Source organism: Actinomadura spongiicola (genome assembly GCF_003432485.1).
GTDB lineage: Bacteria > Actinomycetota > Actinomycetes > Streptosporangiales > Streptosporangiaceae > Spirillospora > Spirillospora spongiicola.
In genome coordinates this window covers 125689-140552 of record NZ_QVNQ01000004.1, presented here as the reverse complement: position 1 = coordinate 140552, position 14864 = coordinate 125689, and the positions used below count along the sequence as shown (strand labels likewise).

Here is a 14864-nt window from a genome sequence, read left to right as displayed (position 1 = left end):
TTCACTCCCCCGTTCTGATGACGGTGCCGGGGCGGGCGTCGTGGACGCGGTCGACGGCGACGGCCGCCGCGGCGGCGAGCAGCAGCGCGCCGAGCAGCCCGAGCAGCGCGGCCATGCCGGGCAGGTGGGCGGTGACGGCGTGGCCGCCGGTGTAGGGGCGCAGATCGACGACCGGGCCGGTGATCTCCGGCAGCAGCAGGCCCAGCGCCCACCCGGCGCCGACGGCGCAGAGCAGCACGGGCGCGATCTCCACGAGGGCGAGGCCGCGGCTCTGGCGGCGGCTGAGGCCGAGGGCGCGCAGGTGCGCGACGGTGCGGCCCCGGGCGCGGGCCCCGACGAGCAGGACGAGCAGCACGGCGAGCAACCCGAACACGCCGCTGATGAGCGCGCCGTTCCGGAACGTCTCCCGGACGACGGACACCAGCGGCATGCCGGTCATGTCGCGCAGGACGTCCCGCCGTATCCGGATGTCGCGGCCCGGCGCGGCGGCGCTCAGGGCACGGACGTCCAGGTCGTGCCCGGCGACGAAGATCTGCGACGGGAATCCCGTCGCGCCCGCGACCGCCTCGAACGGGACGACGACGAACGCGCTGCCCGGGGACCGTCCCGGGAAGTGGTCGACGACGCGGGGCGCCTCGACCTGGACGGGGTCCATGCCGGAACGGCTGAGCGTCACCGTGCCGGAGCCGATGCCCCGGGCGGCGAGCGGGGACGCCAGCGCGCCCGTCGTCGGGACGCCGGGGACGTCCGGTGCCAGCGCGCGGTAGGCGCCGAGGTCCACGCCGACGACGGTCATCGGCGCCGTGTTCGAGGGGGTCGTCACGCCCTCGATGACGCGGACGCGGACGGCGCCGGTCACGCCCGGCACGGCGCGGACGCGGCGCAGGCCCGCCTCGTCCAGCGGACCGGCCTCGACGCGGGCGTCGGCGCCGACCTCGGCCCAGGACGCGCGTTCCTGCCCGTTCCGCAGCGCGGTGTCGACGGTGGCGGTGAACCCGGCGACGGTCGCGGCGAGCAGCAGCACGACCAGCGGAAGGACGCCGACGAGGCTCTGCCGGGAGGCGCGGGCGAGGCCGAGGAAGGCGACCGCGCCGCGGCGGCGCCGCAGGACCGGGCCCGCGGCGCGCAGCAGGTAAGGGTAGGCGCGCAGGACGAGCACCGCGAGCGCCGCGCCGAGCAGCACCGGCACGGCGGTGATCAGCGGGTCGGTTCCGGCGTCCCCGCCGCGCCGCCGCAGCAGCACGGCGGAGCCGGCGGCGAGCGCGACGAGCATGGCCTCCAGGACGAGCCGCCGCCGTGTCGGCCGCGCCGCGACGAGATCGTCGCGGTGGCCGGACGACGATTCCAGCCCGCCGCCCCGTTCCCGCAGCACCATCGCCCCGGACAGGACGAGGACGGCCGCGACGAGCAGCCCGGCCGCCAGAGCGGAGCCGAGTTGCGGCGGCCCGGCGTTCAACCAGCGTCCGGCCGCGTACCCGAGGGCACCGGCGGGGACGACGGCGAGCGCCGTCAACCCGCAGGTGGGCACGGCGAGTTGCCGCAGCGACGCGCCGCGCGCCCGCATCGTCCCGAGAACGGGGCGGAGCCGCTCGCCGAGGAGCCCGGCGGCCAGCAGCAGCACCCCGGCCGCGACGGCGGCGAGCCCGCCGAACGCCAGGCCGAGCACGGACCGGGCCGCGTGGACGCGACCCTTGTACTCCTCCAGCCGCTCGTCCAGAACGGTCACCACCGTGGCGGGGAACACGCCGGGCAGGCCCTGGACCGTGGACCGGTAGGCGTCCACGTCTCCGGCCATCACCGTCGCGTCGTCCCTGGTGACGGCGTTGGGGCGGATCGGGAACCGCCAGGCGAAGGTGAGTTGCCTGCGCGGGTTCCGCACGAGGTCGGTGTACCCGCGCGGGTCGATCAGCGCGGCGCCGAAGTCGGCCTCCGTCCCCTCCCTGTCGAGGGTGACGCGCTGGGGTCGCAGCAGGCTGGGACGCGACGTCCAGTACGGGTCGGCGGCGTTCTCCGGCTCGTACAGGCCGACGATCCGGACGCGCAGGGGTTCGGGAAGGTCCCGCTCGACGAGGACGAGCGGGTCGCCCGGCTCGCGGCGCGTCCGTTCGGCGTAGCCCTTGGAGATCACGACGCCGATCTCGCCGGCGCGGGGCAGGTCGGCGTCCCGGGCCGTGCGCACGATCCGGATCCGCTCGGACGCGCCCGCGTCCCAGTTCACCGTCAGCATCTGCGGCGAGGGCGCCCGCGTCACGAGCATCCGGGCCGTGCTGATCGACGGCTCGGGTTCGCCGGTGGCGCGGCGCAGGGAGGGCGGCAGGTACGTCCGCCACGTCGTCGCGTGCGTGCGCATTTCCACGGCCGAGGCGATCAGGCTCGTCGCGATCGGGCCCGCCGCCCTGCCCTCCACGCGCAGGTCGGCGCCCTCGACCGCGCCCGCCGCGGCGCGGTCGTACCCGGCCGCCGTCCGGGACGGGACGGCGACGGCGAGCAGCGCGGCCACCAGCGTCAGCACGGCCAGGGCGACGAGCGGCGCCAGGTGCGCGCGGGCCAGCCGCGGGGCGGGCCCCCTCACCGGTCCTCCCCCACGCGGATTCCCGCGCCGACGTCGCGGCGGCGCAGCGCCGCGAACAGGGGCAGCAGCACCAGGCCGAGCACCAAAGTCACCCCGGCGGCCATCGCGAGCAGGACGGGCCACTGGACGACGGCCTCGGCGGGCGGGTAGGGCCGGGCGGCGCGCACCCCGACCACGATGTGCGGGACGGCGAGACGCGCCACGACCAGGCCGAGGACCGTTCCGCCGAGCAGGCCGAGCGCGACCAGGTAGGCCTGTTCGATCGCGAGCATCCCGGCGATCTGCCGGGGCCGGACCCCGAGGATCCGCAGCACGGCGAACTCGCGGGCGCGTTCCCCGGCCGTCACCGCCGCGTTCACCACGAACGCGATGACGGCGAAGACCAGCCCGGTGCCGAACCCGAGGACGAGGGCGCTCTGGAGGCCCGCGCCGAGCGGGGCGTCGCGGAGCCGGGTGCGCAGCGCGGCCCGGTCGGCCTCGACCCTCCCCCGGTCGGGGTGGGCGGCGAGGACGCGTGCGGCGGCGCCGGTGCGACCGCCCCGGACGGACGCCCACCATTCGCCGGGCGTGAGGTCCGCCGGGTCCGCGCCGCTCACGGCGAGCCGCCGCTCGGTCACGGTCGGCAGATCGACCAGGGCGCCCGGCTCGTCGACGGGGACGCTCGGCAGCGCCGGGACGATCCCCACGACCTTGATCGGCTGGCCGCCGCCGGTGGCGCCGACGGTGACGGTGCCGCCGACGTCGGCCTTCGCGCGCTCGGCCATCGCCCGGGTGATGACGCCGGGCACGGCCGGCCGCCGGTCCGCGCTCGCCGGGTCATGGGACGGCGCCGCGGACGTGGCGAGCAGCGCGTGGGCCTCCTGCCCCAGGACGGGAACGTACTCGTGCGACGTCCAGAAGCGGTCCCGTTCGTACGGGGTCGCCGGGAGGGACAGCCGCAGCAGCCCGCTCGGGAGTTCGGAGGCGGTGGGGACGGCCTTCGGCGCCTCGGCGCTCGCCGTCCAGCCGAAGGCGTCCCAGCGGCCGCCCGCCGGAGGCGTCGCGTTCCCGCCCTCGCCGTGGACGCGCAGAAGGTCGAGTTCGAGTGGACCGGCGACGGGGTTGAGGTCGTAGGAGTAGTGCAGACCGCGGATCGACAGCGGGTGGGCGAGGGCGCCGCCCGGCCCGGCGAGGTCGGCGGCGTCCAGCGTGACGGTGTGCGCGCGGGCGTCGGCTGGGACGGCGGGCAACGCCACGCGTTGGGCGAGACCGTGGGCGTCCACGACGGTCATCGCGAGACGGAAGGGGGTGTCGGCCGGTGGCGCCTGGTCCCTGAGCTGACCGGGGACCGGCCCCGCGCGGCGCACGCGCAGGTCGAGGCTCAGCCGCCGCGGTCTTCCCGGGACGGTCAGCGCCGGAACGGCGGGACGGGCCTTCGCCAGCTCGTCGAGCCGCATCCCGCGCCGCAGGTCGGGTCGGACGCGCAGCACCGGACCGAGCGCCCGCGCGTCCACGCCGAGGACGGACGCCGGGGCGTCGCCGACCTCGGCGTCCATGCGCAGGACCGCGGACGCGGACGTGACGCCGGGCAGCGCCGCGAACCGGCCGCCCACGCCGAGCGGCACGGCGCTCGCGGTGGCGTCCGCGCCGACCAGCCGCAGGTCGGCGCCGCTCTGGAAGTCGGCCTGGTCGATCTGCGACCGGCGCCAGGTCGCCATCGTCGTCACCGACAGCACCCCGACGGCCATCGCCATGGCGAGCAGCAGCACCGGCCCCGCGTACCGGAGGCGGCGCCGTCCGACCTGCCGGGTGCCGAGGACGGCGACGAGCCCCGGACGCAGCCGCGTCGCGGCCCGTTCGGCGACGCGGCAGACCGGCGGGAGCAGCCGGAGCGTGAGGAGGCTCCCGGCGAGCAGCGCCAGCGCGGGGGCGGACACGATGACGGGGTCCACCCCGGCGGTGGTGTTCGTCCCCGCGGCCCCGTACCGGCTGAGCTGCCACACCGCGAGGCCGGCGACGAGGAGCAGGGCGAGGTCGATCCCCGACCCGAGCAGGCCGCGCGGGGGCCGTCCGATCCCTGCCTGCACCTCGACGAACGTGCGGTCGGCGCCCCGCAGCGCCGGGATCGTCAGTGTGATCGCGCACGCCAGCGCGACCGTCGCCGACACGCCCCACAGCGGCATCAGCGGCCCCGCGTCCAGGCGCAGCCCGGCGCCCCGGACGGCCGGGGCGTGCCCGGCGAGGCGCAGCAGCGGCCCGGCGAGCAGCGGGCCGAGCACCGCGGCGGGCAGCGCGATCAGCAGGCCCTCGGTGAGTCCGAGGGCGGCGAGCTGGCGCGTCCCGATGCCGCGGGTGCGCAGCAGCGCGACCTCCCCGCGCCTGCGGTCGCCGACCAGCCGGGCGACGAGCAGCCACGCGCATCCGGCGAGCAGGACGAGCTGGATGATTGGTATGAGCATGGTGGAGCGGGCGACGAGCACCGCGTCGTTCAGTTGCCGGGCCAGTTCCGACAGCCGCGTGACGATGACGAACTGCGATCCTCCGCGGGTTCCTTCACCGGTCGCCTCGTCGTCCGCCGCGAAGGCGGCGTCGGCGGCGGCCATGCGGTCGCGGAGCGGTTCGAGGTCGTCGACGTCGAGGCGGCTCAGGTCGGGCAGGACCGTGAAGCGGGCGTCCACGCCGGTTCCGTTGAATCGCTGCGCGAACACGCCCGGGGGGACCACGAACGGCCCGTAGGTCGTGTATGCGAGTTTCTCTACACCGTTCGTGAGGAGTCGGTCGTCCTGCCAGAAGTAGGCGTCCGGGTCGGGCACGTCGAACACCCCGACGACACGGACCTTCACCACCGCTTCCCTGTCGACGCGTCCCCGCAGCGTGAGGACGTCGTTCACTCGGGTGCGGATGGAGCGCGCCGCCGCGGCCGACAGCACCGCCTCGATCTCGCGCCCGCCCGAGCCGCTCCCCGAGCCGCCGCTCTCCCGGAACCAGCGTCCACCGGCGAGTCGCGCGTGCCTCTCGATCCCGGTGTGGGTCGCGAACGCCGTCAGCTCGGGATGGTCGCTGTTCTCCTGGCCCGGGAGCGTGTAGGTGTCGCTGCGGACGCTCATCGACACCGACAGCGGGACGTCTCCGTGGATGCGCCCGAGCGTCCGGTCGACCTGGGCGCGCACCCGGTCGAGGCGGCGGGCGGGCACGTGCGTCCCGATCGTCGACCCCGCCGTCTCGAACGTGGCGTCGGCGAGGGTGCGCCGCAGACCGTCACGGGTGATCGATCCGGTGTAGCCGACGAGGGCGGTGAGGACGGTGGTGGCGAACAGCGCGGTCGCGCACGCGGCGAGGACGAGCGACCGGTCACCGGCCATCCGGCTGAGCACCAACCCCCGACGCCTCACGGCCGTTCATGATCATTCACCGTCGGGGGCGTTACAAGGGGTCGTGCCGATTCTGTGCCGTTTCGCAACACACCCGCAATGCGGACAAATTACTCTTTACGCGCCCAAATCGAGGTGCCCTCCGGCGGCACGGCCTCGGCGCGCCGCAGGAACTCCTCCGGTTCCAGCGCCTTCCCGGCCGCGGCCGCCGCCGCGAACGCGTCCTCGCCCATCTCGCCGCGCGCCCGGCCGGCCGCGCGGTCGATGTCGTCGCGCTCGATCGGGCCTGGAAGCACTCCCGTGTCGGCCCTGATCGCCGCCGCCTTTCCCAGCGCCTCGGCCGCCTCGCGGTGCCGCCCGGACAGGTTCAGCGCACCGGCCAGGCCCTCCAGGGAACCGGCCAGGTCACGCGGCGACTCCAACCTGATCGCGACGGCGAGCGCGTCCCGCTGGTAGGTCACGGCCGTGGCCACGTCACCGCGCGCCTCCGCGACCTGCCCGAGCGCGATCTGGATCAGCGGCAGGTACAGCGGCGGGAAGTCCTCGGGCGACACGGCGCGGAGCATTCCCTCGAAGCGGTCCTGCGCGTCGTCCAGCCGCCCGTCGGCGAGCGCCACCAGACCGAGCCCGAGATCGGCGAACGTGACGGCCGAGGCGTGCCCCTGCTCCACGGCCACCCGCATCGCGCGGCCGAAGAGCCGCCGCGCGGACGGTTGGTCGCCGCGCAGGTGGGCGATCCAGCCGCGCCACGCCATCCGGGACGCGACGTCCGGCCACATGTGCAGCTCCTCGGCCATCCGCTGGCCGTCCCGCTGGAGCCGTTCCGCCCGGTCGTAGTCGCCGGTCAGCTCCGCCAGCGCGCCGAGCCCCTCGATCGCCTGGAGCCGTCCCCACCGGTCGCCGGTCTCGCCGAACAACCGGTCCGCCCGCTCGGCGTCGCGGCGCATCGCGGCCGGGTCGCCGTGGGCGTGGCCGTGCATCGCCCGCAGCGCCAGGGCCGCCGCCTCGCCCCAGCGGTCGCCGCACGCGCGGAACCCGGTGAGCGCCTCCTCCAGCGTCACCGCGGCCTCCGCGACGTCGTCCGTCTGGAAGTAGGCCAACGTCAAGAACCAGCGCGCCCAGGCCCGCGTACCGGCGGCGCCGGTCGCGTCGACGCGCCGCAGCGCCTCGTCGCGGGCGGCCGCCGCCCGGTCCCCGTCGACGCCCTTCAGGGCGGCCAGCCCCGCCCGCCATGTCAACGCCTCCGCCAGGACGCCGGGCGACGCGCCGTCGAGCGCCAGCGCCATGTCCAGCGAACGCAGCGCCTCGGTCAGCCTGCCGCGCAGGAACCAGTACCAGGCCAGCGCGTCGACCAGCCGCAACGCGTCGTCCGCCGCACCGTCGGAGACGGCCGCGTCCAGCGCGGCGCGCAGGTTGGCGGTCTCGGTGTCGAGGATGCGCAGCCAGCGGGTCTGGTCGTGACCGCGCAGCCGGCGCGCGGCGCGTTCGGCCAGGTCGATGTAGTGGCTGCTGTGCGCCCGCCGGACGCGCGCCTCCTCCCCCGCCTCGGCGAGCCGCTCGGCGGCGTACGCGGCCACCGACTCCAGCAGCCGGTACCGCGGGCCCTCGCCCGGACGCTCCGTCATGACGACCAGGGAACGGTCGACCAGTTGGACCAGCAGGTCCAGGACCTCCGTCTCGGGGACGGACCCGCCACCGCACACCGCCTCGGCGGACTCCAGCGCGCAGCCGTCGGCGTGGACCGACAGCCGCCGCAGGACGGCCCGTTCCGGCCCGCTCAGCAGATCCCAGCTCCAGTCGATCACCGCGGTGAGGGTCCGTTGCCGGGCGGGCGCGCCGCGGTTCCCAGACGACAGCACCCGGAACCGGTCGTCCAGCCGGGAGACGAGGCCCTCGACGCCGAGCGCCCGCACCTTGGTCGCGGCCAGTTCCAGGGCGAGCGGGAGCCCGTCCAGCCGCCGGCACAGCTCCGCGACCGGCCCGGACGTCGTGTCGTCGAGCCGGAACCCGCGCGAGGCCGCCTCCGCCCGCGCCGCGAACAGCCGGACCGCGCTCGACGCCGCCGGGTCGTCGCCGTCGCCGGGCACCTCCAGCGGCGGGACTGCCCACACGACCTCCCCGGGCAGCCCGAGCGGCTCCCGGCTCGTCGCGAGGATCCGCACGCCCGGCACCCGGTGCAACAGCCTGTCCACCAGTTCGGCGGCCTGGTCGATCACGTGCTCGCAGTTGTCCAGGACGAGCAGCAACCGGCGGGCGCCGAGCGCCGCCGCGAGCCGGTCCAGCGCGGCCTCGGGCGCGCCCGGCGCGTCCCGGATGTCGAGGATCGCCGTGACGGCCTCGGCCAGATCGGGGAGCGTCGAGCGTTCGAACCCGGCCAGCTCCGCCATCCGGACGCCGTCGCCGAAGGCGTCCACCAACCCTGCGGCCACCTCCACCGCCAGCCTGGTCTTGCCGACCCCGCCCGGCCCGGTCAGCGTGACGAGCCGGTCGGTGCCGATCCTCGCCCGGACCCGCCGGACGGCCTGGTCGCGTCCGATCAGCTCGGTCGCCGGGACGGGAAGGTTCGACCGCGGCCCCGGTTCGCGCCGGGTCGGCGCGTCCAGCGCGGGATCCTGCCGGAGGATGGCGCGTTGCAGATCGGACAGCGCGGCGCCGGGGTCGAGGCCCAGCTCGTCGGCGAGCGACGTCCGGTAGCGCTCGAATCCCTCCAGCGCCTCGTTCTGCCGTCCCGCCCGGTACAGCGCCAGCATGTGCGCGGCCCGTAGCCGCTCGCGCAGCGGATGCTCGCCGACCACGTCACCGAGTTCTCCGGCCAGCGCCCCGTGCTCGCCCAGCAGCAGCCGCGTCTCGGCGTGCTCCTCCAGTGCGGTGAGCCGCAGCTCTTCGAGCCGCGCGGCGGCCGCACGCGTGAACGGCTCGTCCGCGAGGTCGGCGAACGCGGGACCGCGCCACAGCCCGAGCGCCTCGGCCAGCAGCGCCGCGCGCTCCTTCGGCTCGCCCGCCTCGCGCGCCCCCTCCACCAGGAGCTGGAACCGCCGGGCGTCGACGCGGGCGTCGCCCGCGCCCAGCAGGTACCCGGCGGGACGCGACTCCACCAGCGCCCGCGCGCCCGGTTCCGCGTCCTCCAGCACCCGGCGGAGCTGCGACACCTTCGCCGACAGCGAGCCCATCGGGTTCCCCGGCAGCGCCTCGCCCCACAGGTCGTCGATCAGGCGGTCGGCGGGAACCGGACGTCCCTCGTGCACGAGGAGGTCGGCGAGCAGCGCGCGGACCTTCAGTCCGGGCACCGGAACGAGCCCGCCGTCATCGGTCCACACGGCGAGCGGTCCGAGCACTCCGAAACGCACAGCACGACCCTAGCCGCGCCCGCCACGGGAAAGGACCGTAAGGATCCCGTAAACGGTCTGGCGCATCGTGGTTCCACGACGCCGGAAGGCGGACGATACGAAAGTTCGATGGGAGAGACCATGCGTAAGATCATCAGCTCGACGTACATCTCGCTGGACGGCGTCATCGAGGAGCCGCAGAACTGGACGTCGGCGTACTTCCAGGACGAGGCCGCCGCCTACGCCAAGGACCTGCTGTTCTCCTGCGACGCGATCCTCATGGGACGCCGGACGTTCGACGGCTTCTCGCAGGCGTGGCCCGCGATGGAGGAGGCGACCGGCGACTTCGGCGTCCGCATGAACACCCTCCCCCACTACGTGGTGTCCGACACGCTCAACAAGCCCGGCTGGGGCGACACCACGGTGATCCGCCGGGCCGACGCCGTCGCCGAGATCTCCAAGCTGAAGGAGCGGGACGGCCAGGACATCCTCCAGTACGGCTTCGGCCCGGTGTCGCGGACGCTCGTCGACAACGGCCTGCTGGACGAGCTGCGCCTGTGGATCCACCCGGTCATCGTCGGCACCGGCGACCCGCAGGAACTGCTCAACCGCGAAGACTTCTCCGCGTCGTTCGAGTTGGCCGGCACCGAGGTCTTCAAGACCGGCGTCATCGTCGCGACCTACCGTCCCGTCGCCGAGTAGGGGGACTCGCGATCAGCGCGGTGGGCGGTTCGGGAAGCTCAGCCCGCGGCACTCGCGAGCTGGTCGATGGCGCCCCGCAGGAGGTCGGGCGTGCGGGCGGGCGGTTCCGCCTGCACGCCGAGCCTGTTGAGGACGTCCCGGTACCGGGCGATGTCGGCGGGCCGGTCCGGGTAGAGGGCGCCGGCGAGCTGCTCCAGGTACACGACGTCGGGCAACTCCGGCTCGGCGAACCGCAGCAGCGTCACCGGGCCGCACTCGGCGGCGTGCCCGCCGGACGCGAACGGCAGGACCTGCACGGTGACGCTCGGCAGCCGTGCCATGTCGATCAGGAAGCGGATCTGCTCGGCCATCGTCTCGGCGCCGCCGACCACGCGGCGCAGCGCGGCCTCGTCGACGACCGCCCACAGCTTCAGCGGGTCGGGGCGGTCGAACACCCGGCGGCGGCGCATCCGCAGCTCGACCCGCCGCTCGATCTCGTCCGCGGACGCCTCCGGATGCCGCGCCGCGATGAGCGCGCGGGCGTAGTCGGGCGTCTGGAGCAGTTCGGGGACGTCCTGGACCTCGTACACGCGGGCGACCACGGCGCCCTGCTCCAGCCCGAGGTAGGGCTCGAACCAGCCGGGCACCAGGTCGCCGTACTCCTGCCACCAGCCGGGACGGTTGGCGAGGTCGACGAGCTCCAGCACCGGATCGCGGCGGCACGGGTCGGTGACGCCGTAGAGGGTCAGCAGGTCGGCGACGTCGCGTTCCTTGAAGCCGACACGGCCCAGCTCCATCCTGCTGATCTTCGAGTGGGAGCCGCGGATCTCGTAACCGGCGTCCTCGACGGAGATCTTCGCCAGCTCCCGGAAACGGCGCAGTTGCGTTCCGACCAGCATGCGCAGCACCGTCGGGCCCGCGGACCGGTATCCCTCCGCGGGGACGACGCGTTCCAGCGGGGAGCCCTCCGGGCCGTCGAGGAGGTCACTCGCGCCCGGTTCGCTCACGCCCGGTTCGCTCAGGCCCGGCTCACTCACGCCCAGCTCGCCTTCGTTCATCTCGTCACCGTTCGTCTCGCCCGCGCTCATGACGGTTTGCGTCCCACGGCGCAGAACTCGTCCACCTCGTCCGGCTCCTCGGACGTGGTGGGCGCGGCCCGCCAGCGCGTCACCGGGACGACGCCCGGCTCCAGCACCTCCAGGCCCTCGAAGAACCCGGCGATCATCTCCGGGGTGCGCAGGTAGTACGGGGTGTCGCTCGCCTGGTTCCACATCTTGATCGCCGCGTGGAACCGCTCTCCGGTGAGGACGTCGGTACTGTCGGCGACCGCCAGGTGACTGCCGGGCGCCAGCGCGCCGACCAAGCGGGCGACGATCGAGCGGGCCTCATCGTAGCGGGGAACGTGCCCGAGGATGTTCAGGAGCATGAGCGCGACGGGACGGTCCAGGTCGAGCGTCCGCGCGGCCCCGTCGAGGATGCGGTCCGGGTCGCGCAGGTCGGCCTCGATGTAGCTGGTGGCCCCCTCGGGGGTGCTGGTGAGCAACGCGCGTGCCTGGGTCAGGACGAGCGGGTCGTTGTCGACGTACACGACGTGGGCGTCCGGCGCGGCGCGCTGCGCGACCTCGTGGGTGTTGTCGACGGTCGGCAGCCCCGTCCCGATGTCGAGGAACTGCCGGATCCCCGCCTCGGCGGCGAGGTACCGGACGGCACGGGAGAGGAACGCCCGGGACTGCCGGGCGATGTCCACGATCTGCGGGTAGACGGCGACGAACCGGTCACCCGCGGCCCGGTCGGCCGGGTAGTTGTCCTTGCCTCCCAGCCAGTAGTTCCAGATGCGCGCGGACTGCGGCACCGTGCCGGGGTCCTGGGACGCCGGCGGCCCCTCGCCGCCCGCTGCGGGGTCTCCCATGGGACGCCTCCTCGGGAGCGCAACTACCTTTCTCGACGGAGAAGCTACTCGTAAATCACTGACTTGCCCACTGGCACGTTTGTCCTAGTTCGTACGGATCTACCGAGATGTACGCTGAACAACCGGCCCATACCCGTCGTGACCTGCCACGATACGGGTTCTCCAAAAAATCTTTGAAGAACTCGGGCCGCGATGTCGAATCCACCGACCCTTCTTCGACGCGTTCGATGAGAGGCCGGAGGGACCGGCCCACGACATACGAGGGAGCCCGCGATGCGGTTCATGCTGATGACGACGGACAACGGCTCGGCCGACCAGAAGCAGGACGAGTCCATGTTCGTGGAGATGGGCAAGTTCATCGAGGAGATGTCCAAGGCGGGGGTGCTGCTCGCGACCGGAGGGCTGGAGCCGGGCGGCACCCGCATCGTCTCGTCCGGCGGCAAGGTCACCGTCACCGACGGGCCGTTCGCCGAGGCCAAGGAGACGGTCGTCGGGTTCGCGCTGATCGAGGTCCGGAGCAGGGAAGAGGCCATCGAGCTGTCCAAGCGGTTCTGGGCGATCGTCGGCGATGGCGAGGGCGTGATCCAGCAGGTGTTCGGCCCGGGCGACCCCGTCCCCGGCAATTGAGCGCTTCTCGCGGGTGAAGCGGGCGCCGCACACCCGATGAGCTTGCGCGACGGCCGGTGCGGGTGCTCTCATCGGCGGCGTGGGGACATCGGACAGGTCCGGCGTGCACGCGAGCATCGACGCGGTGTGGCGGTTGGAGGCCGCCCGCATCATCGCGGGGCTCGCCCGGATGGTGCACGACATCGGGCTGGCCGAGGAACTCGCGCAGGACGCGCTGGTCGCCGCGCTCGAACAGTGGCCCGAGTCAGGCGTCCCGGACAACCCGGGCGCCTGGCTCATGGCCGTCGGCAAGCGCCGCGCCATCGACCGGCTGCGCCGCCGTCAACGCCTTGAGCACAGGCTGGAGGAGATCGGCCGCGACCTGGAGACCCGGCCCGCGCCGGAACCCGACGTCCCCGACGACGACCACATCGAGGACGACGTGCTCCGGCTCGTCTTCACCGCCTGCCATCCCGTCCTGTCGACCCAGGCCCGGGTGGCGCTGACGCTGCGCATGCTCGGCGGGCTCACCACCGGGGAGATCGCGCGGGCGTTCCTCACCTCGGAGTCGACCGTCGCGCAGCGGATCGTCCGGGCCAAGCGCACGCTGACGGACGCGGGCGTGCCGTTCGAGGTGCCCGAGGGGCCGGACCGCGCGGCCCGGCTGTCGTCCGTCCTGGAGGTCATCTACCTGATCTTCAACGAGGGCTACACCGCCACGGCCGGGAGCGACTGGGTGCGCACCGACCTGTGCCAGGACGCCCTGCGCCTCGGCCGGATCCTCGCCGAACTGGCGCCCGGCGAACCCGAGGTGCACGGGCTCGTGGCGTTGATGGAGATCCAGGCGTCCCGGACGCGGGCGCGCATCGGACCGTCCGGCGAGCCCGTCCCGCTGCCGGAGCAGGACCGCGGCCTCTGGGACCGCCTCCTCATCCACCGCGGGTTCGCGGCGCTGCTGCGCGCCAAGGCGCTCGGTGAACCGCTCGGTCCCTACGTGTTGCAGGCGGCGATCGCCGCGTCCCACGCGCAGGCCCGCACCGCCGAGGACACCGACTGGACGCAGATCGCGTCGCTCTACGAGGTTCTCGCGAGCGTCGCCCCGTCCCCCGTCGTGGATCTGAACCGTGCGGTCGCGGTCGGCAGGGCGCACGGCCCGGCCCGGGGTCTCGAACTCGTCGACACGCTGGTGGACGAGCCGTCCCTGCGCGGCTACCACCTGCTGCCGAGCGTCCGCGGCGACCTGCTCGCCCGCCTCGGACGCACCGCCGAGGCCAGGGCGGAGTTCGAACGCGCCGCGGAACTGACCCACAACGAGCCCGAACGCCGGGCCCTCCTCGACCGCGCCGCCGCCCTGGGCTGATCTCCCGCGGGTTGCCCCGGATACCGGGCATGACAGGGCCCAACTTAGGGTTCGGTACTGATGCGGGCCGTAGACGGAGGGAAATGCCAGTGATCGAACTTTCGGACGTCCAGGCGGCCGCCGCACGCGTCGCGGACCGGATCCGCCGCACGCCGGTGGTCGCGGTGGACCCCGCGCCCCTCGCGCCCGCCGCGCGCATGTGGCTGAAGCTGGAGCTGACCCAGCACACCGGGTCCTTCAAGGCGCGCGGCGCGTTCAACCACGTCCTCGCCGCGCGGGCCGAGGGGCGCCTGCCGGACACCGGTATCGTCGCCGCCTCCGGAGGGAACGCGGGCCTCGCGTTCGCGTACGCGGCGGCGCAGGTGGGCGTTCCCGCGGAGGTGTACGTGCCGGAGACCGCGCCCGCCGTGAAGGTCGCCCGGCTGCGCGCGCTCGGCGCCACGGTCGTGCAGGTCGGTACCCGGTACGCCGAGGCGCAGGACGCCGCCACCAAGCGCGCCGCCGACACCGGTGCGCTGTTCTGCCACGCCTACGACCTCCCCGCGGTCTGCGCCGGTCAGGGAACGCTGGGCCTGGAACTCCTGGAACAGACCGGTGGGGAGATCGACACCGTCCTGGTGGCGGTCGGCGGCGGTGGGCTGATGGCGGGGATCGCCACCGCGCTCGCCGGCGCCGGTGACCGCGCTGGTGAGGGGCGGGCGCCGCGCGTCGTCGGGGTCGAGCCCGAACGCGTTCCGACCCTCGAACGCGCGCTGCACGCGGGACGCCCGGTCGACGTGGACGTCTCCGGCGTCGCCGCCGACTCGCTCGGCGCCACCCGCCTCGGCGACATCGCGTTCTCGGTCGCCTCCCGCACCGGGGTCCTCCCGGTCCTCGTCTCCGAGGAGGCGATCATCGAGGCGCGCCGGTTCGTGTGGGCCGAGTACCGCCTGGTCATCGAGCACGGCGCCGCCACCGCCGTCGCCGCGCTCCGCTCCGGCGCGTACCGGCCGGCCCCCGACGAACGGGTCGTGGTCCTGCTGTGCGGCGCCAACACCGACCCGTCCGACCTGGGCTGAAG

9 protein-coding genes are annotated in these 14864 nt (G+C 74.5%); 4 read left to right on the top strand and 5 right to left on the bottom strand.

What is annotated here, in order from left to right; genetic code table 11:
* Position 1: 1 nt before the first annotated feature.
* From cas5 to D0T12_RS13380, 3 genes are all read right to left on the bottom strand, one after another.
* Positions 2 to 2572, bottom strand: coding sequence for a CRISPR-associated protein Cas5 (gene cas5 / locus D0T12_RS13390; RefSeq protein WP_117399891.1), 2571 nt, complete (start codon positions 2570 to 2572; stop codon positions 2 to 4).
* Positions 2569 to 5943 (bottom strand): FtsX-like permease family protein, encoded by a 3375-nt coding sequence (locus tag D0T12_RS13385; RefSeq protein WP_147339493.1) that lies wholly within the window; start codon positions 5941 to 5943, stop codon positions 2569 to 2571. Before D0T12_RS13385 ends, cas5 begins: the two co-directional genes overlap by 4 nt.
* Before the next feature lie 89 nt (positions 5944 to 6032).
* Positions 6033 to 9269, bottom strand: coding sequence for a BTAD domain-containing putative transcriptional regulator (locus tag D0T12_RS13380; RefSeq protein ID WP_117399889.1), 3237 nt, complete (start codon positions 9267 to 9269; stop codon positions 6033 to 6035).
* A gap of 120 nt (positions 9270 to 9389) precedes the next feature.
* On the opposite strand from D0T12_RS13380, the gene D0T12_RS13375 reads away from it, so the two are divergent.
* On the top strand, positions 9390 to 9950 hold the full coding sequence (locus tag D0T12_RS13375) for a dihydrofolate reductase family protein (protein ID WP_117400416.1): 561 nt from the start codon (positions 9390 to 9392) through the stop codon (positions 9948 to 9950).
* Positions 9951 to 9988: 38 nt separating this feature from the next.
* Here D0T12_RS13375 and D0T12_RS13370 read toward each other — a convergent pair whose 3' ends face one another.
* Together D0T12_RS13370 and D0T12_RS13365 are read right to left on the bottom strand one after the other, a co-directional pair.
* On the bottom strand, positions 9989 to 11017 hold the full coding sequence (locus D0T12_RS13370) for a helix-turn-helix domain-containing protein (protein WP_325050788.1): 1029 nt from the start codon (positions 11015 to 11017) through the stop codon (positions 9989 to 9991).
* On the bottom strand, positions 11014 to 11838 hold the full coding sequence (locus D0T12_RS13365; protein WP_117399888.1) for an SAM-dependent methyltransferase: 825 nt from the start codon (positions 11836 to 11838) through the stop codon (positions 11014 to 11016). The genes D0T12_RS13370 and D0T12_RS13365 overlap by 4 nt, the downstream gene beginning before the upstream one ends.
* A 273-nt stretch (positions 11839 to 12111) precedes the next feature.
* Here D0T12_RS13365 and D0T12_RS13360 point away from each other — a divergent pair, with 273 nt between their 5' ends.
* From D0T12_RS13360 to D0T12_RS13350, 3 genes are all read left to right on the top strand, one after another.
* The gene (locus tag D0T12_RS13360) at positions 12112 to 12465 is read left to right on the top strand and encodes a YciI family protein (RefSeq protein ID WP_117399887.1); all 354 of its coding nucleotides are present in this window, start codon (positions 12112 to 12114) and stop codon (positions 12463 to 12465) included.
* A gap of 70 nt (positions 12466 to 12535) precedes the next feature.
* Positions 12536 to 13804: an RNA polymerase sigma factor gene (locus D0T12_RS13355; RefSeq protein ID WP_407642087.1), complete on the top strand. Its 1269-nt coding sequence runs from the start codon at positions 12536 to 12538 to the stop codon at positions 13802 to 13804.
* 89 nt (positions 13805 to 13893) lie between these two features.
* A complete protein-coding gene (locus tag D0T12_RS13350) occupies positions 13894 to 14862 on the top strand; it encodes a threonine/serine dehydratase (RefSeq protein ID WP_117399886.1) in 969 nt (322 codons plus the stop codon).
* Positions 14863 to 14864 lie beyond the last annotated feature (2 nt).

What these genes read in the sequence shown, in the direction of transcription:
- D0T12_RS13375 (WP_117400416.1), top strand. Translation starts at nt 9,390, where the DNA reads ATGCGTAAGATCATCAGCTCGACGTACATCTCGCTGGACGGCGTCATC.
- D0T12_RS13370 (WP_325050788.1), bottom strand. Translation starts at nt 11,017, where the DNA reads ATGAGCGCGGGCGAGACGAACGGTGACGAGATGAACGAAGGCGAGCTG.
- D0T12_RS13365 (WP_117399888.1), bottom strand. Translation starts at nt 11,838, where the DNA reads ATGGGAGACCCCGCAGCGGGCGGCGAGGGGCCGCCGGCGTCCCAGGAC.
- D0T12_RS13360 (WP_117399887.1), top strand. Translation starts at nt 12,112, where the DNA reads ATGCGGTTCATGCTGATGACGACGGACAACGGCTCGGCCGACCAGAAG.